This is a genomic window from Paenibacillus sp. FSL H8-0034, assembly GCF_038000305.1.
Taxonomy (GTDB): Bacteria; Bacillota; Bacilli; order Paenibacillales; family NBRC-103111; genus Paenibacillus_S.
The window spans coordinates 3,734,448-3,750,908 of sequence record NZ_JBBOBS010000001.1 but is presented as its reverse complement, the minus strand read 5'-3'; the positions used below and the strand labels follow the sequence as shown (position 1 = coordinate 3,750,908).

Below are 16,461 nucleotides of genomic sequence, written 5' to 3'. Positions count from 1 at the left end.
CCGGGAGGCTTTGAATGGTAAATAAGGTGAAAAAGCTAATTCAACTCCACGGAACCAATGACCCCTTTAGAATAGCCAGCATGAGAAATATTTTGGTTCTGTATGAATATTTGGGGAAATCGACTTGGGGCTACTTCAGCTGCGTGAACCGTATCCCGATTATCCACTTGCACGAGCTAATGAAAGAGGCACAATCACGATTCACTTGTGCCCACGAACTGGCGCACGCTCTACTCCACCCAAAAGTAAACACGCCGTATTTAAAGGCTCACACGTTGCAGTCCATCGACAAAGTCGAACGTGAGGCTAACCAGTTTGCGGTAGAACTCCTAATCCCGGACCATATACTGCTTGAAGGGTTTAGTGTTTATGACGCAGCAGTAGTATGCGGCGTTCCTGGTGAAGTCGCTCACCTAAAAAGTAAGCCCGAACCTAAAAGTGGCTTCTGGTCAAACGAGGACTCATTCATTAACCTATAAATTCTGCCATCTTAGAATTTACATACTAACTTTGCGCTTTCCAGCTGCAAGGCTGTTTACACATAGATAAAAATAGAACATACGTTCTGAAAGGTTGATGAAAATGGCAAGTATTGAAAAACGAGGGAAAAACTCTTGGCGGCTGGTCGTCGAAGCTGGATATGGTCCAGACCACAAACGGATCAAGCGGTCCAAGACGATCAAAGTGGAGGATGAGGCACTTTTAAAAACGACAAAGAAGCTGAGGGAACACCTCAACGACGAACTGGTCAAATTCAAGACTGAGGTAGAAGCTGGGGTGTACATCGCCCCCGACAAAATGACCTTTTCTGCTTTCGTCGAAGAAGAATGGAAAGAGAAGTACGCAAAAAAAAGTTTGGGCAAACTAACATACAAAACTTATGTGAGCCATTTGGACAACCACATTCTACCAGCATTCGGACATATGCGCCTTGATCAGATTCAGACGATGCATCTGGTTACCTTCATCAATAACCTCCAGAAAGATGGAGCGCGAAAGGACGGGAAAGACGGGGTGCTGGCTTCCGGAACGGTTGAATACATTTACCGCGTTGCTAAGAATGTGTTTAGCCGAGCGGTCGATTGGAAGCTTCTGAAAGAGAATCCGATAGACGGAGTGCTAAAACCCAAAGTGGAGCATCAGGAAATGAAGTATTACGAGGAGGATCAAGCACATCCAGTTATTCGGAAGTTGTATGAGCTCGCGCCTGTTGTATGGCGGATGTTTTCTTTAGGCGCAATGTTGGGCGGTTTTCGCCGCGGCGAGCTGCTTGGCCTGGAGTGGCCGGATGTGGATTTTATTGAGAATACGCTTACGGTCAAACGCAGCATATCAATGACAGAGAACGGCCAAGCGGTACGTAAAGATCCGAAAAACACCTCATCCAGACGGATCGTGGCAATGCCTGAATGGTACATGGCCGAACTAAAAGAGTATCATAAACAGTGGATGGTTAACTATTGGAAAATATCCGAACTTAATAAATGGTTGGGCGGCGATCATCAAGTTGTTTTCCATGCCGGATTTGGCAAACCATTCTACCATACGCAACCTTCAAAATGGTGGGCGAAATTTTTGAAGAAACATGGATTTGAGCACATTCGCTTCCATGATCTGCGGCATACCTCTGCTACGATTCTGATCGAAAACGATGCGGCTATGAAAGCTATTCAAAAACGACTCGGCCATTCCAAATATCAAACTACAGCGGACTTGTACACACACGTCACCAAAAAAGTCAGCAAAGCCACGGCCTCCAAACTCGACCATTTGAATCCGTCCCCAATCCGTCCCCAAGACCAAAAAGAGAGCGATACAGAGACCTTTATCCCAACCATGACAAACGCCCAAAAATAAAGAGAAACCCTTGTGCTAGAAGGATTTCTCTAATGGGATATTACAATGCGGTCGGCGGGATTTGAACCCGCACGTCCATGGGACACTACCCCCTCAAGATAGCGTGTCTGCCGTTCCACCACGACCGCTTATTCACAATAATGACGAGGATTACCATTTCATCAGTCTGAGCTGTATGCCAAGTGCTGCGCTTACATTTTCTCTTGACCGAATTAGAATATATCACATTTGCTGACACAATAGCAAGGGGACGCATATTAGTTAATGATGGCAAGCCCTTTCACACGGAATAGCCCCTGCCTACCAAACGGAGGGGCTATCAACAGTTCCCTTTTTTGATCATCTAACCTAGAATGTGCTATTTGGAGTCGTGCTCGCGCACCAGCGGGAGTCTCGCAGAAATTTCAACAAAATATCCTTTGCCTTATCCGTGTTCATACTATATAGAGCATCAACAGCTGTCGCACGTACATATCGGTTCTCATCATTCAAGGCATGAGCAATAACCGGTATTGCGTTTTGAGCCTTCGAGCCCATTTTGGTCAGAGCCATCCCCGCCATAAACCGCACTTGGTCGTCCGCATCCTGAATACCAAGCTCAAGACCCTTAACAGATGGCTCGGATGCACTTCCGATGAGACCAATCGCCTCAACCGCATTCCTGCGGACGATTTCATTTTGGGCATGCATAAGCTTCACCAGCTTCGGTACCGCTTCTGCCGCTGCCTCCCCCATCTCGCCTAGCGCAAACGCCGCGCAGCCCACAGCTTGAACATTCTCGCTATCCAAAATATGCATAAGCCCTTTCACAGCCGCCTTGCCTGCTGATGACGCACCATAGGCAGCCGCACGCGATACGTGAACCGAATCATCTAGCAATGCCTTAAGCAGCTGATCTATTCCCGCTTCGCCAAGACGAGCCAATCCGTAAGCAGCATTCAATGCCACAGGCTCAAAGTCATCATACAAAGCTTGAGTCAAGCCGTTCATTACTTCATTCGATCCATTACCTGACAATCCCAATTGATCCGCCGCTCGCACGCGAATTGCCTTATCTTCACTGGCTAACTCGCTCAACCAGCCTGCAAGCTGCTCTTGTGAAGCATCACTAAGTGTCACTTCATTCTCTTTGCCAAGCAGCCAATTCCACGTATCCCGCCAAATCACTTCATGCTCATATATGGGAGAGGTGTAGGATTCCGGATTTACCCAAGTGTCCGCATCCTCCTGATGATCCCAGCTGGCTTTAGCAGGTGCTAGTCTGCGCATGAATTGGAATTTAAGCATGTAACGATCCTTACCGGCGATGTTAGCATTGGCCCGATGCCATATATCATAGTGCACCAAAGCAAAAGTTCCTGCGCGGCCAGTCGCTTTCCGCTCTTCCTGTGTTTCATTTTCAGCAAAGGTTCGGGTTTGATAACACTGTGTACCAGGCATAATTCCGGTAGGTCCCATATCCAGCGTCACTTCCTGCGGATAATAGAAGATCATCGCCCACCAGGGATGATGATTGCGCATTTTGGAATGGCCCCAGTAGCTGTCCTTATGCCAACCACCCGCTTCCGCGTTTCGGTTAAAATGTCCATGACGGTGCGGATGCATCATATAGTCTTCACCCAGCACACTGCTAAGCGCACCGGAGATCACCGGATGATCGAATACCTTAGCCAAATCCGGAATACGCGGCAAAATATTGTTACCCGGGTTGCCTTCCTCTTTATATACCTGATCCAAGGTTTCACTCAGCTTCACATGGAATTCTTCAGCAAAATCTGCTTTCAAAAATACATAACCCTCCGTAACAAACTGGCGCATCTGCGCATCCGTTAACAATTGTAAATCCCCCATCGTTCAGCCTCCTATACATGATTAAGTCCACAATTAATGAATGAATTCACCTTCTGCAACTTATTATAGAACTGCGTCAGGCATAGATAAATTCACAATCATCACCTAAATTTGCACAATACTAAGCTTGTTTTAACAAAAAAATCCCACAGGCATTCGCCTATGGAATCATTTTTATACCCATATCATTAATGAATATCTTTCTTATTGAATCTGCCGCCCTTAACGTCATGAATATTACCAATCGCCAGAAACGCTTGCGGATCAACTTCCTCAACAATCGATTTTAGCTTGGCTTCCTCCAAACGGTTGATGACACAAAAGATAATTCTTTTGGAATCACCAGTAAACCCGCCTTCGCCATTCAAAAACGTGACTCCACGCCCAAGCCGCGCCGTAATGATATCGCCGATCGCTTGATAACTTTCACTTATGATCCACACCGACTTGGACTCGTCAAAGCCCTCGATGATGATGTCCATCATTTTAAAAGCGATAAAGTAGGCCATCAAGGAATACATCGCATGATCCCATCCGAATACAAAGCCCGCACTTGCCAGTATAAATAAGTTAAAGAACATGACAATTTCGCCAACCGAGAACGGGCTTTTTTTACTTACCAGAATTGCAACGATCTCCGTACCATCCAGGGATCCCCCCGAACGTATAACCAATCCTACGCCTACACCAATAATAATACCGCCAAATACGGACGCCAGCAGCGGGTCAAGGGTTAACGGTGCCACAGGATGAAGCAGCGAAGTACCGATCGACATGATAATGACAGAAAATAGAGTCGAAAATGCAAACGTCTTACCTATTTGCTTATAGCCGAGATACAGAAACGGTAAATTGAAAAGAACCAGATAAACACCGAGCGGCAAGCTGGATAAGGCCGAGGCAATAATCGAGATACCGACAATACCACCATCAATAATTTTGTTTGGAACCAGAAAAATTTCCAGTCCCACAGCGACCAAAGAAGCACCCAGCGTCATAAAAAGTATTTTCATGAGCAGCTTTGTTTTAGATAATTGGGTGTGCTGTTGGATCCCTTGCTGAGAAGAATGATCAATCATACATTGGTTTCCTCCTGTCGTGTTTGCTAAATGAATTGTGATCAGGCCCCCACTCAACCTTCAAACGAAAACATTACTCAATTCATATATAAGCTATTCTTATATTGTAAGTTAATGTATGCATTTTTGCAAATGAACTTGCCCACTTTTTTTCACAGAACCTTGGTGAGCGGCCATATAAGCACGTCCAATTTATTGGCATAATGAAGCAGCGGTTTCCTTGCAGCACATTGAATGCCTTGACCGCTAGCCATGATGTTGGTCCTGATCTCCGCTTCCGCAAGCTGCAGCTCCCAAGGCAGATGATGAATATCCCCACGGTAAACATGATGATTGGCATTCATGCTGTACAAACAATATCGCTCTGTCAGCCAATGCTCGAAGGATTGCTTTGTGCTTGTGAAAGGTGCCGATACCGGCATATAGCTGCCTTCAAAAGCAACCTGCGCGCCTCGCTTGTCCTTACGAACACTCTTGTAATGAATTTGCTCATCGACTTGTCTAGCATCCATATCCGCATGGTAATAAGGCAAGTAAAACAACAATCTCGCCGCTTCGACGGCTATCTTGCTCGCTGCATCCAAACTAAAAAAATACACACCTGGCTTGTCCCCTACCTTAACATAGGTCCTTACATTCAGCTCGGCGAATTGATTGGTGTATGGAATTTCGGGTACCGCCCTCATTCTGATTCCCTCCATTGAAAATGGAACGACTCCAACCCAAGCATAACCGTCATAAACTTCCAGCTCAAGCTCCTGGGGGACCATTGGCCTCAGCTGTTCATAAGGAACCGGCCAATGGGCAAACAACAATCCAACCCAGGTTTGCTTCATAACCCAAGGTCCATTCGGCAGCGGCCAAGGACGATGTGATTGTGTGGCCAGCAGCTCATTCATCCGATCACTCCTTTTTATCGGTCACAAACTGACGAAAATGCTTAACTCTGGATTCATTTTCTATTTGGCAATTCGATCCTATCTGCAAAATAGAGGAGGCGGAGATTGCCAGCACGCGAATACAGTTGACTTGGATGGAATCACATACATTCTCCACTTTCATGTCCACCTCCTCATACACCTCGGGAATCGGGATAACACGGCTGAATAACTGATAAGCGTCCAGATTCCCCTCATTCTCATAAAAGGTCGGTACCTGGCGCTGCACCGCCAGCGCTTTGGTGCTTGCCTTTATAGACTCATTATCCCCGATTTGTAAAATGGACGCCAATGAAATATTATTTATTTTCATTTGCCGTACTACCGACCAACGGCTCATTCGCTTTTTTCCTCCTCTACTTCAGGAGGCAATGGCGTTAAAGGACCTGAGGATACCGCTTCAGGTGGCGTATCGAATATGGAAGAGCAGACGATGGTCTGGGTATCCCCAATGAGAAATACAGAGGAGCTGGATACCCCGATAATGCGAACATCTCCTACGCACAAAGCATGGTTCGTAACGTGAAAATTCATTTGGCTTCTCCACCTTTAGTCGGCATTTTTTGAAAATATTGCTGAAGTGCTGACCGGATATCCTGCTGGGTGCGGAATAATACGGAATCCTTGATCGAGGACACCTGATCCACCGTTACACCTTGGCTCATCTGCCGCAGGTAATAGTCCATCCGCCCGTCAAGCTGCTTGCTTAAATCCTGCTGAACCATCTTTCTATGCCATTCGTCCAGCTGCTTGCCGCTTTGCTGCTGTAGAAGATCAATCTGCTTGGGCACCTGCTCTTCCATAAAGTGCTTCATCTCCTTGCTAATATCCTCACGTATACCAAGCGGAGGCATAAAGGGCTGTTCACCATTTGTCGTTTGGAATCCATTAGCATTCCCTGTATCCGACACTATGGTGCTTTTATCGTCATCGTCTCCATTCACAGCAAGGTTTTCAAGCGCTCCGGGAGACATTCCGATATTCATCGTTCCATCGAGCTTCTCCACTTTGAGCTGATCAAATTTATATTCGATTTTATCGATATGAATACGTTTCTGCTCCTTGCAGGCTTTTAACTCGATTTGCAAAGCCTCTACAGCCTTTTCGAGCCGTTCTATTTTACCCATCTGCACCTGCATCTGCGCTTGCAGCTGTTTGGCATATGATACCCACTGCTGGAATTGCTGGAATTGCCATTGCGGACCCACTAACATCCTAAACACCTCCATACCTATCCTATGCCAAAACATGCGTCTGGGTGTTAGCCCATTTCATACGCAGCAGCAACCCATACAGAGCTGGCACCACTAATATATGTGATCATCAGCGGCTTCACCCGCGGTCAGGTTGGACTGGGCAACGGCACCAATGATATCTCATTGCCCGCAGTGGCCAATTGCTCTGCAGGCCCCGTAAAGCCGCCTGTATTATATATATTTGACAAGGGCTTGATCAATCCGGCACTGCCGATCTGCAGGACAGAAGAATTGGTCACAGCATCTACACGGAGCTGATGTATAACAATATGCTGATTAACAACGAGATTCATATTATACAACCCCCTGATTGCCCGCTTCTGCAGTTGTGGAATCATTCACATCTTGATCGTTTGTATTGGTATTGCTTACCGCATTATGGGTATTGGCAAAATCCCCTGTATTAAAGGACCCCGAGCCCGCAAAGGTTTTGGAGACGCTGCTCGGTGCAAGCTGTACGGCATCCCCAATCTGAATGATCGAACTAGGTCCGACGTTAACTACTTTAAAGTTTCCAACAATTGCTGGCATCGGCAAGCTCCTTTACTCATCATGCTTACAGTAGTGTATGCAGACAGCCGCCCAGATGGCACTTTACCTTTTCTTATTTGATTATTGCGTATTTCCTTGTGTCAACTGCCCAGCCTGCTTCATATCCTACTAGCAATCAAGGCAGAAAAGGAGCGTGACGAAATGTCTCATAGCGGCAGTTCCAGTCCACAATCCCGTTGGAAACAAGTAGAAGCCTTGCTCGGAACTAAGCTGCCAGAACTACCAGACGCATCCGATACGTCTCCACTGACAGATACTTCATGGGTGGATGACTACGTCCAGCAAATGTTGAAGAAAACCATGCCTGTAAGCGGCATTCTGAGTGGACTTAAAGGCAACAAAGCCGAAATATTCGAAACACATCATTATGTCATCGTCAAGTTCAAGCTTCCCCAACCAGCGAATCCCATCGTCAGAGCAAGAGCTGACCGTGTCAGCATCGAGGATAGTCCTCTTGTGAAAAAACAAAACATTAAACTGCCGTGCCTTGTCGTTCCGCGTTTAAGCAAAGCTTCGTACAAAAACGGAATTTTGCAAATCAAAATGCGTAAACGTAAAATAAATCAAACCGCTTATGACATTTATGTAAGGTATTTATAAGGCAACTATCTATTAGGTAAGGAGTGAACACTTATGATTCGAATCATTATCGACTTGTCGGATCGGATGCTCTACCTGCTTGATGACAATAAGGTAACTCGCGGTTTTCCCATTGGCATTGGTAAAGTATTAACCCAGACTCCGGTAGGCGTGTACACGATCATCAACAAGGTACCCAATCCCGGCGGACCGTTCGGGGCATTTTGGATGGGCCTTTCCCGACCGCATTATGGCATCCATGGTACCAACGATCCTGCTTCGATTGGCCATTTGGTTTCACATGGATGTGTACGCATGTATAATCAGGATGTTCTGACACTCGCCTCTATGGTATCCGTAGGCACAGAGGTTACAATTCGCCAATAACGGAACTAACGTAATCCATCCGCGCTTCCATCATTCCTACAACTCATAATCTGTGTAGTATTAGTTAAATTTGTATTTTCATACGTGAATAGAAATAACCACCCTGCCAACCAAGGTCAGCAAAGTGGTTTATTTATTTAATCCTATTCATAATTAACATCATTTACTTTGAAGCTGTTTCTACTGCAACCTTGTCGGATACTGTATCACGAATGATGGACATGACCAGCTGCAGAAGATAGTTAATATCCTCTTGAGATTGACGGAACTCATTCACAATTGGAATCGAATCCAGTTGATCCTGCAGCTCGACGATCTCTTTCTCTATTTTTTCCACCATCTTGGCATTATTGAAGGATTCAAAGGCAACGATTTCTTTTTGTTTTTTCTTGATAGCACTGATCAATACTTGAATCGTATCGTTTGAAGAAATTTGGACCTCGGCCTTTTGGAAAAATTGTACTTCATTGGAAGTCGAAATCAACTCAGCCAATTCCTTGGCCTTGGCCAAAATATCCTCGCGTACGATTAACTCCGTATTTGTATAATGTGCCATTTCATCACAATGAAGATGCTCCTGATCATGATTGTGGTCGTGGTTGTCATGTCCAGACATTGCCGGTCACGCTCCTTACTTTTTTTATGAAAAATTGATTAATTATTTATTGATATATTACTGAGCAACAGCAGTAGCTGGAAGCCATTCACCCTTCATGTACCAGGTTTGCGAGCCTGTAATTTTCACAGGCACAATTTTACCAATTAATTCCTTGGGGCCAACCAGATGCACCAGTTTATTTTTACGAGTACGTCCTGCCAATACGTCAGGGTTATTCTTGCTTTCACCCTCAACCAATACATCCAGAACCTCGCCTACTGAGCCTTCGTTGTCCTCTTTACTATATTGAGCCAATTGATCATTCAAACGATACAAACGGTTTTTCTTGACTTCCATCGGTACATCATCAACCATACTGGCAGCAGGCGTACCCTCACGAGGGGAATATATAAAGGTATAGGCACCGTCAAATTGAACCTCACGCACCAGAGAAAGCGTCTCTTCAAACTGCTCCTCCGTCTCGCCCGGGAATCCCACGATAAAATCAGAAGTAAGTCCTACACCCGGAATAGCCTGTTTGATTTTGGCAACCAGATTCAGATAATGCTCCCGTGTATATTTGCGGCTCATTCGTTTCAGGATTTCATTGCTTCCCGACTGCACAGGCAGATGAATTTGCTCTACCAAATTGCCTTTTTTCGCAAGTACTTCTATCAAATGATCGTCAAAATCACGCGGATGCGAGGTCGTAAACCGTACACGCGGAATATCGATCTTGGAAATATCGTCCATCAAATCCGCAAACCGATAATCACTATCCTCAAAATCCTTGCCATAGGCGTTCACGTTTTGACCGAGCAGCATAATTTCCTGAAAACCCTGCCGCGCCAGCTCCCTCACCTCTGCAATAACATCCTGGGGAAGTCGACTGCGCTCCTTACCGCGTGTGTAAGGGACGATACAATACGTACAGAACTTATCACAGCCATACATGATGTTAACGGAAGCCTTGATCCCTTCACGCTTCTTGGGAAGGTTCTCAACAATGTCCCCTTCCTTCGACCATACCTCGATGACCATCTCTTTGCTGAAAAACGCCTCCTTCAGCAGAACCGGCAGCCGGTGAATATTGTGCGTTCCAAAAATTAAATCAACAAAAGGATGCTTCTGCAAAATTCGGTTGACAACCGCTTCCTCCTGCGACATACAGCCGGACACACCCAGTACAAGTGAAGGCTTCTCAGCCTTCAAATGCTTCAGATGCCCCAGCTCGCCAAATACTTTATCTTCGGCATTCTCGCGAACTGCGCATGTATTCAGCAGAATAACATCAGCCTGACGGCGATCTTCTGTAGCTGTGTAGCCCATTTGCTCCAGCAATCCCATGATCGTTTCCGTATCATGCTCATTCATTTGACAGCCGTAGGTTTGAATTAAATAATACTTGTCCTTCCCGAACTGCTGCATTTCATCGGGAATAACAAAGTCGTAATGAACCTTGATATCTTCCTTGCCCCGTTTCTTCGCGTCCGTAAGGGAGGGCGGCTGAAAAAACTTTTCATAGTATTTCGTATCTTTAGGCAATGGAGCACCTTCCTTCTATCCTGACAATAAAGAGATTTTGAACCCTTGACAACCCATTATATCATGAGTGTGAACCCAAACTCAATTTATTTTCAGGATAGGATCCAGGCAATATCTCCGGTCTTGGCACCTGCAGCATTCGCTTCATCTGTATCAATATGCATATCCAATGCGTATTGGTCAGACACACGGGCTATCACGCCTTCCAGAATGAGTGCGCGCTCGCCATTAATCTTGACGCTTAACAGTTGTTTGTCCATGATTCCCCATTTGGCTGCATCATCGGTATGAAAATGGATATGCCTGGCTGCCACAATAACTCCGTGGTCCATCGTTACTTCACCAGCAGGGCCAATCAAGGTGACCCCCGGCGTTCCCTCAATATGTCCTGATTCTCTAACCGGTGGATTCAAACCTATGGTAAAAGCATCAGTACGCGATATTTCCAGCTGGGTTTGGCTGCGGGCAGGTCCCAATATTCTCACTTTGTCAAAACGTCCCTTGGGTCCTATAACAGCAACCGTCTCCGCAGCTGCGAACTGCCCCGGCTGTGACAAGTCTTTTAATACCTGTAATTGATATCCTTCACCAAACAATTGTTCGATGTGTTGTTCAGATAAATGAATATGTCTGGCTGATACGCCAATGGGTACTTGATTCATGTGAAAGCCACCTCAATTCTTAGTATTGACAAAAAAAGCATACGGCATCGCCATATGCTTGTAAAGTCTTTATCGAATTATTTGAATTCTGCCACCAATTTATTAAACTCGTCTTCCGTGATTTGAATATTTTGATTGGCCAATCCTTGCTCTTTAAAGCCGGGAACATGACTTTCATAGCTGGTTTTGGCTGTGTTTTGATAAATCAAGCCAGTCAGCATGCTGCCAGTCTCCATAATTTTGGTCATGGCCATCACACGATTGGTTGGATCGTAGTCCGGAGTTTCCTCCAGGTTCACGATATTTTCTTTAAACCAGTCATACGTATTCACCTTATTGAAGGTGACACAGGGACTGAACACATTGATAAAGGAAAAGCCTTTGTGCTGCATGCCTTGCTCGATCAAAGAAGTCAACTGCTTCAGGTTGCTTGAGAAGGATTGAGCGATAAAAGTCGCACCTGCGGCTAGTGCCACTTCCAATGGTGAAAGGGCGGATTCAATGGAGCCTGCCGGTGTACTTTTCGTTTTGAAGCCTTCAGCGCTTCGCGGCGAGGTTTGACCTTTGGTCAATCCATAGATTTGGTTATCCATTACGATATAAGTGATGTCGATGTTACGACGAATCGCATGAACAGTATGTCCCATACCGATTGCAAAGCCGTCGCCATCGCCACCTGCAGCCAATACGGTCAACTCACGGTTAGCCATCTTAACGCCTTGTGCGATAGGAAGCGAACGTCCGTGAACACCATGGAAGCCGTATGCGTTAATATAACCGGAAATACGTCCGGAGCAGCCGATACCCGAAACGACAGCCAGATCTTCCGGCTCCAACCCTACATTCGCAGCAGCTCTCTGAATTGCGGCTTGAATGGAGAAATCTCCACAGCCTGGACACCAGTTTGGTTTAATATTGTTACGAAAGTCTTTTAACGTTGCCATACTAGGTTCAACTCCTGACAAAATGTTGTGATTTCTGCCGGTAAAAATGGATTACCGTTGTATTTTAGCAAGTTTTTGATTTTATCGGCATACCCTACGTTTAGCTTGATCAAAGAAGCCAATTGTCCGGTAGCGTTATTTTCAAGAACAACGACGGTTTTGGCCTTTTCCATATAAGGTCTTAGCTCTTCAGCAGGGAACGGGTGCATCAAACGAACCGTTACATGATTTGTAGCGATGCCCTTCTCAGTCAGGCGTCCTCTAGCCTCATCAATGGTGCCTCCGGTCGAGCCCATACCGATAATGAGCACATCTGGTTCTTCGTGTGGCGCATCTACAAGGATCGGGTTGGTCACCTTCACATGCTTCAGTTTTTCCATCCGTTTGTCCATCATGCTTTTACGATTCTCAGTGCTCTCGGACGGACGTCCTTCCTGGTCATGCTCTACGCCGGTAACATGATGAATTCCGTATTTCTGTCCTGGCACAACACGAGGCGAAATACCGTCTTCAGCAAATTCGTAACGTTTGAACAGCTTGTTATCTTCCGTTGGAGACAGCTCACCTGTCATTAATCTTCCGCGTTCAATCTTGACCCGATTGAAATCCAACAGCTCACAGGATTGTTTACCTAACGATAATTGAAGATCCGTAAGCAAAATAACAGGGCACTGGTAAATTTCAGCCAAATTGAACGCTTCAATCGTGTCATAGAAGCACTCTTCAATCGATGACGGCGAAAGAACAATCTTCGGAATTTCACCATGTGTTCCATAAATCATTGCATATAAATCGGATTGCTCCTGCTTGGTAGGGAGACCTGTACTTGGACCGCCGCGCTGTGTATCTACGATCACAACCGGAGTTTCCGTCATACCGGCAAGACCGATCGCTTCCATCATCAGGGACAAACCAGGACCCGCTGAAGCCGTCATCGTACGTACACCAGCATAATTGCCGCCGATTGCCATAGTTACAGCTGCGATCTCGTCTTCCGTCTGAATGACGGTACCGCCAAACTTAGGAAGCGTTTTAATTAAGTACTCCATAATCTCCGATGCCGGCGTAATTGGGTAAGCCGGCATGAATCTACAGCCGCCCGTAAGCGCACCCAATCCAATAGCATCATTACCAATCATAAACAGCTTTTGCTTGCCGTCTGCCGGCTCCAATTGGAATTCAAGCATTGGTCCGCCATTTTGTTCCAATATAAATTCAGCCGCTTTACGAACTGCTTCGATATTTTTCTCTACGACAGCAGCGCCTTTACGTCCAAATTCTTCTTCAACCGCTTTATTAAATACTTCCAAAGGCAAACCAAGCAGTGCCCAAGATGCTCCAGAAGCAGCCATGTTTTTGAATAGAGATGTTCCTAAGTCTTCTGCAATAGCCGTAATCGGCACTGGGAACAACCGTGCTTTTACACCTTCAGGTACAACAGGATTAAATTTGGCATCCGCAACAATAACTCCATTATCACGAAGCTCAAAAGCATTCAGATCGATTGTTTCTTGGTCAAATGCAACAAGGATGTCCAAATCATCAGATATAGCACGAATAGGCTTTGTGCTGATTCTGATCTTGTTATTGGTATGTCCCCCCTTGATTCTTGAGGAGAAATGACGGTACCCATACAAATAATATCCAAGACGATTCAATGCCGTCGAGAATATTTTGTCGGTACTTTCCACACCTTCTCCTTGTTGTCCTCCGATTTTCCAAGATAATTGGCTAATCACCGCTGCCCACTCCTTTAAATGTCACTAAACATTGTTCCTACAAGCTGATCTGCTTAAAACAAAATTCACAAACAGATAAAAAAATTCTTTCAGTCATCACTCAAATTCTATGCTGATAAGAGTTAAAAAGCAAGTATTATAATCAAATATAAAGATAGCTATTTTAGATGAAAATCATACCGAATTGAGATTAATTTACCAACCAACTATATCTAATAAAGATGTAAACGGTTAATAAGTCGGTAAGTTATGCTGTAGATATCGATGCCAATTTTCGTGAAGAAAGCCTTCAATCGTATCGTCTTTATAATATTTACTCAAATGCTGCGCCAACTGATCGAATTGCCCTGCATGCTCAAGTCCAGGTATCCATTGATCGATGCCATCAAAATCGGAGCCTATAGTAATATGTGCTTCTCCACCCAGCGCACAAATATGCTCAATATGCTTCAGCAGCCCTCCGATAGTGGCATGTTGTTTGTCTCCTACAAACCAGGGAACAAAGGTCATACCAATCCGTCCTGACTGGCCGATTATAGCCCGCAGTTGATCGTCATCCAGATTTCGTGGGTGATCACAGACCGCTTTGGCATTGGAGTGAGAAGCTACGAAAGGTTTAGAGGAAGCTTCGGCCAAATCCCAGAACGAGCGTACCGACAAATGGGATACATCTAATAGGATGCCCAAATTATTGCATTCTTTAATAAATATTTTTCCTTTTTTTGAAAATCCGCCTTTTCTCGGCTCCAAAATTCCATCTGCTGCCCAATTCGCATAGTTCCACGTAATTCCGATCATCCGAACTCCGAGATGGTACAAGGTTTGAGTGTATAAAGGGTTATCCTGAATGGCATCCGCCCCCTCCAGGGTCAGAATGGCTCCTCTCTCATCTCCACTCATGACCCGAACCAAATCAGCTTGATTTTTAATAACCGTCAACAAGCCTAGCTTTAACACCTTCTGATAAAAAATATTTATGTATTTGAGATAATGCTCAAAGACGGGCTGCCGGATCGATTCGGCCAAATATATCGCAAAAAACTGAATTTTGATATTGGATTCCACCATTTTAGCATAATTCACATCCAGTTCGGCTGCATCTGAATCATAAAAGTCAACCCGCGGATTATCATACATCTTCCACAGCACATCACAGTGTCCATCTATAATCTTCATTAGTTTTTCCCCCTAAATTCATCAATTTTGGGCATAAAAAAACCTGTTTACAGGCGTAAACAGGCGTCTTCCGCGTTTTATCATGAATAAGTTAGCTATCTGGGCTCGACAATCAATTTGATGGCCGTACGGTCCTCTCCATCAATTACAATATCGGTAAAGGCCGGAATGCAAATCAGGTCAACTCCGCTGGGAGCGACGAACCCTCGAGCAATCGCCACCGCTTTGACTGCTTGATTTAAAGCACCGGCACCTATGGCTTGCAGTTCGGCCGCGCCGCGCTCACGCAGCACCCCCGCTAATGCGCCTGCTACGGAATTTGGATTGGATTTTGCTGAAACTTTTAATACATCCATGAAAAGTACCTCCTCGAGAATGATGAATGGCTTCCATTTATCCTATTCGGCCCATTTCACGTTAATTCCATCTTCCCGAAGATGATCTCCTCTTCACGCCATGCAGCGTCCATTTCAAGCATTATCCCTTACATTATTCGAATAGAATTTGATCTTCGTCCTTGCGGATCAGCTGAATTTTTTTGGCCAGACCCGTCGTAGGGTCCAGATCGATACAAACCGCATGAAAATGCCATTTACCTTCATCTACGACAAATCTTACAGGCAGCTGTGTTTTAAACTTTTGCATGACTGCAACCTTTTCCATTCCCAGTATCCCATCACGTGGGCCTGTCATGCCCACATCCGTCACATAGGCTGTTCCCAAAGGCAGCACTCGCTCGTCATGGGTTTGTACGTGGGTATGTGTCCCTACAACCGCTGAGACCTTACCATCCAAATGCCAGCCCATCGCCAGCTTCTCCGAAGTCGCTTCTGCATGGAAATCGACGAGAATATGTTTATTCCGTTTCTTCACGGCATCTATGATTTCATCTGCTTTTTCAAAAGGACAGTCCAAAGGCGGCAGAAACGTACGGCCCTGCAAATTAACGATGACCAGTTCATGACCTTTCACTTTAATTGTTGTATAACCTCTGCCCGGTGTTCCCTTGGGAAAATTCGCCGGTCTGACCATACGTTCCTCATTATCGATAAAATCAAAAATTTCTTTTTGATCCCAGGTATGGTTGCCCATCGTAATACCATGGACCCCCATTTCGAATAACTCCTTCGTAATCGGTAAAGTGATGCCTCTGCCCGCAGCGGCATTTTCACCATTGGCAATAATAAAGGTTGGATTCAGTTTCGTTTTGAGTCCTGGCAAGCAAGCCTTTAAAGCCTTACGCCCAACAGATCCAACAATATCCCCGATAAATAATATTCTCATGTGATACAAGCTCC

Annotated in this window: 20 protein-coding genes and 1 tRNA gene; 4 read left to right on the top strand and 17 right to left on the bottom strand. The window is 45.3% G+C overall.

Going from position 1 to position 16,461, the window contains the following annotated elements; all coding sequences use genetic code 11:
* The first annotated feature begins 14 nt into the window (after positions 1-14).
* Positions 15-479 (top strand): ImmA/IrrE family metallo-endopeptidase, encoded by a 465-nt coding sequence (locus tag NST47_RS16970; RefSeq protein WP_341156140.1) that lies wholly within the window; start codon positions 15-17, stop codon positions 477-479.
* Between the two features lie 103 nt (positions 480-582).
* Positions 583-1,857, top strand: a complete 1,275-nt coding sequence (locus NST47_RS16965) for a tyrosine-type recombinase/integrase (protein ID WP_341156139.1) — start codon at positions 583-585, stop codon at positions 1,855-1,857.
* Between the two features lie 46 nt (positions 1,858-1,903).
* Here the strand turns inward: NST47_RS16965 and NST47_RS16960 are convergent.
* The 9 genes from NST47_RS16960 to NST47_RS16920 all read right to left on the bottom strand — a co-directional run bounded on the left by NST47_RS16960 (position 1,904) and on the right by NST47_RS16920 (position 7,512).
* Positions 1,904-1,985: transfer RNA gene (locus NST47_RS16960), tRNA-Leu, on the bottom strand.
* 220 nt (positions 1,986-2,205) lie between these two features.
* The gene (locus NST47_RS16955) at positions 2,206-3,708 is read right to left on the bottom strand and encodes a HEAT repeat domain-containing protein (RefSeq protein ID WP_341156138.1); all 1,503 of its coding nucleotides are present in this window, start codon (positions 3,706-3,708) and stop codon (positions 2,206-2,208) included.
* Positions 3,709-3,896: 188 nt separating this feature from the next.
* Positions 3,897-4,721, bottom strand: coding sequence for a YitT family protein (locus NST47_RS16950; protein ID WP_445667467.1), 825 nt, complete (start codon positions 4,719-4,721; stop codon positions 3,897-3,899).
* A gap of 218 nt (positions 4,722-4,939) precedes the next feature.
* The gene (locus tag NST47_RS16945; protein WP_341156136.1) at positions 4,940-5,686 is read right to left on the bottom strand and encodes a YqjF family protein; all 747 of its coding nucleotides are present in this window, start codon (positions 5,684-5,686) and stop codon (positions 4,940-4,942) included.
* A 4-nt stretch (positions 5,687-5,690) separates the two neighbouring features.
* Positions 5,691-6,065 carry a spore germination protein GerPE gene (locus NST47_RS16940; protein ID WP_341156135.1) on the bottom strand — a complete coding sequence of 125 codons (375 nt, stop codon included), beginning with the start codon at positions 6,063-6,065 and terminating at the stop codon, positions 5,691-5,693.
* The gene (locus NST47_RS16935) at positions 6,062-6,259 is read right to left on the bottom strand and encodes a spore gernimation protein GerPD (RefSeq protein ID WP_341156134.1); all 198 of its coding nucleotides are present in this window, start codon (positions 6,257-6,259) and stop codon (positions 6,062-6,064) included. The genes NST47_RS16940 and NST47_RS16935 overlap by 4 nt, the downstream gene beginning before the upstream one ends.
* Entirely contained in the window at positions 6,256-6,939 is a 684-nt protein-coding gene (gene gerPC / locus NST47_RS16930) for a spore germination protein GerPC (RefSeq protein WP_341156133.1), read from the bottom strand. The genes NST47_RS16935 and gerPC overlap by 4 nt, the downstream gene beginning before the upstream one ends.
* 128 nt (positions 6,940-7,067) lie before the next feature.
* Positions 7,068-7,274, bottom strand: coding sequence for a spore germination protein GerPB (locus NST47_RS16925; RefSeq protein WP_341156132.1), 207 nt, complete (start codon positions 7,272-7,274; stop codon positions 7,068-7,070).
* A gap of 1 nt (position 7,275) precedes the next feature.
* On the bottom strand, positions 7,276-7,512 hold the full coding sequence (locus tag NST47_RS16920) for a spore germination protein (protein ID WP_341156131.1): 237 nt from the start codon (positions 7,510-7,512) through the stop codon (positions 7,276-7,278).
* A gap of 162 nt (positions 7,513-7,674) precedes the next feature.
* On the opposite strand from NST47_RS16920, the gene NST47_RS16915 reads away from it, so the two are divergent.
* Complete coding sequence (locus tag NST47_RS16915; RefSeq protein WP_341156130.1) at positions 7,675-8,133, top strand: Hsp20/alpha crystallin family protein; 459 nt, start codon at positions 7,675-7,677, stop codon at positions 8,131-8,133.
* 33 nt (positions 8,134-8,166) lie between these two features.
* Positions 8,167-8,499, top strand: coding sequence for a L,D-transpeptidase (locus tag NST47_RS16910; protein ID WP_341156129.1), 333 nt, complete (start codon positions 8,167-8,169; stop codon positions 8,497-8,499).
* A gap of 163 nt (positions 8,500-8,662) precedes the next feature.
* Here the strand turns inward: NST47_RS16910 and NST47_RS16905 are convergent, their stop codons facing one another.
* From NST47_RS16905 to NST47_RS16870, 8 genes are all read right to left on the bottom strand, one after another.
* Positions 8,663-9,055 carry a RicAFT regulatory complex protein RicA family protein gene (locus NST47_RS16905; protein ID WP_341159685.1) on the bottom strand — a complete coding sequence of 131 codons (393 nt, stop codon included), beginning with the start codon at positions 9,053-9,055 and terminating at the stop codon, positions 8,663-8,665.
* A 117-nt stretch (positions 9,056-9,172) separates the two neighbouring features.
* Positions 9,173-10,642: a tRNA (N6-isopentenyl adenosine(37)-C2)-methylthiotransferase MiaB gene (gene miaB / locus NST47_RS16900; protein ID WP_341156128.1), complete on the bottom strand. Its 1,470-nt coding sequence runs from the start codon at positions 10,640-10,642 to the stop codon at positions 9,173-9,175.
* Between the two features lie 92 nt (positions 10,643-10,734).
* The gene (pduL, locus tag NST47_RS16895) at positions 10,735-11,304 is read right to left on the bottom strand and encodes a phosphate propanoyltransferase (protein WP_341156127.1); all 570 of its coding nucleotides are present in this window, start codon (positions 11,302-11,304) and stop codon (positions 10,735-10,737) included.
* Between the two features lie 77 nt (positions 11,305-11,381).
* Complete coding sequence (locus NST47_RS16890; RefSeq protein ID WP_076232937.1) at positions 11,382-12,248, bottom strand: 2-oxoacid:ferredoxin oxidoreductase subunit beta; 867 nt, start codon at positions 12,246-12,248, stop codon at positions 11,382-11,384.
* A complete protein-coding gene (locus NST47_RS16885; RefSeq protein ID WP_341156126.1) occupies positions 12,236-13,987 on the bottom strand; it encodes a 2-oxoacid:acceptor oxidoreductase subunit alpha in 1,752 nt (583 codons plus the stop codon). The genes NST47_RS16890 and NST47_RS16885 overlap by 13 nt, the downstream gene beginning before the upstream one ends.
* Positions 13,988-14,218: 231 nt before the next feature.
* On the bottom strand, positions 14,219-15,163 hold the full coding sequence (locus tag NST47_RS16880) for a dipeptidase (protein WP_341156125.1): 945 nt from the start codon (positions 15,161-15,163) through the stop codon (positions 14,219-14,221).
* A 95-nt stretch (positions 15,164-15,258) separates the two neighbouring features.
* Complete coding sequence (locus tag NST47_RS16875) at positions 15,259-15,519, bottom strand: stage V sporulation protein S (RefSeq protein WP_028597363.1); 261 nt, start codon at positions 15,517-15,519, stop codon at positions 15,259-15,261.
* Positions 15,520-15,652: 133 nt separating this feature from the next.
* Positions 15,653-16,447, bottom strand: a complete 795-nt coding sequence (locus NST47_RS16870) for a TIGR00282 family metallophosphoesterase (RefSeq protein WP_341156124.1) — start codon at positions 16,445-16,447, stop codon at positions 15,653-15,655.
* Positions 16,448-16,461: the final 14 nt, after the last annotated feature.

Bases quoted from the DNA above. Each gene is read 5' to 3' on its own strand.
- NST47_RS16970 (WP_341156140.1), top strand. From the start codon at position 15: ATGGTAAATAAGGTGAAAAAGCTAATTCAACTCCACGGAACCAATGAC.
- NST47_RS16965 (WP_341156139.1), top strand. From the start codon at position 583: ATGGCAAGTATTGAAAAACGAGGGAAAAACTCTTGGCGGCTGGTCGTC.
- NST47_RS16955 (WP_341156138.1), bottom strand. From the start codon at position 3,708: ATGGGGGATTTACAATTGTTAACGGATGCGCAGATGCGCCAGTTTGTT.
- NST47_RS16950 (WP_445667467.1), bottom strand. From the start codon at position 4,721: ATGAAAATACTTTTTATGACGCTGGGTGCTTCTTTGGTCGCTGTGGGA.
- NST47_RS16945 (WP_341156136.1), bottom strand. From the start codon at position 5,686: ATGAATGAGCTGCTGGCCACACAATCACATCGTCCTTGGCCGCTGCCG.
- NST47_RS16940 (WP_341156135.1), bottom strand. From the start codon at position 6,065: ATGAGCCGTTGGTCGGTAGTACGGCAAATGAAAATAAATAATATTTCA.
- NST47_RS16935 (WP_341156134.1), bottom strand. From the start codon at position 6,259: ATGAATTTTCACGTTACGAACCATGCTTTGTGCGTAGGAGATGTTCGC.
- gerPC (WP_341156133.1), bottom strand. From the start codon at position 6,939: ATGTTAGTGGGTCCGCAATGGCAATTCCAGCAATTCCAGCAGTGGGTA.
- NST47_RS16925 (WP_341156132.1), bottom strand. From the start codon at position 7,274: ATGAATCTCGTTGTTAATCAGCATATTGTTATACATCAGCTCCGTGTA.
- NST47_RS16920 (WP_341156131.1), bottom strand. From the start codon at position 7,512: ATGCCAGCAATTGTTGGAAACTTTAAAGTAGTTAACGTCGGACCTAGT.
- NST47_RS16915 (WP_341156130.1), top strand. From the start codon at position 7,675: ATGTCTCATAGCGGCAGTTCCAGTCCACAATCCCGTTGGAAACAAGTA.
- NST47_RS16910 (WP_341156129.1), top strand. From the start codon at position 8,167: ATGATTCGAATCATTATCGACTTGTCGGATCGGATGCTCTACCTGCTT.
- NST47_RS16905 (WP_341159685.1), bottom strand. From the start codon at position 9,055: ATGGCACATTATACAAATACGGAGTTAATCGTACGCGAGGATATTTTG.
- pduL (WP_341156127.1), bottom strand. From the start codon at position 11,304: ATGAATCAAGTACCCATTGGCGTATCAGCCAGACATATTCATTTATCT.
- NST47_RS16890 (WP_076232937.1), bottom strand. From the start codon at position 12,248: ATGGCAACGTTAAAAGACTTTCGTAACAATATTAAACCAAACTGGTGT.
- NST47_RS16880 (WP_341156125.1), bottom strand. From the start codon at position 15,163: ATGAAGATTATAGATGGACACTGTGATGTGCTGTGGAAGATGTATGAT.
- NST47_RS16875 (WP_028597363.1), bottom strand. From the start codon at position 15,519: ATGGATGTATTAAAAGTTTCAGCAAAATCCAATCCAAATTCCGTAGCA.
- NST47_RS16870 (WP_341156124.1), bottom strand. From the start codon at position 16,447: ATGAGAATATTATTTATCGGGGATATTGTTGGATCTGTTGGGCGTAAG.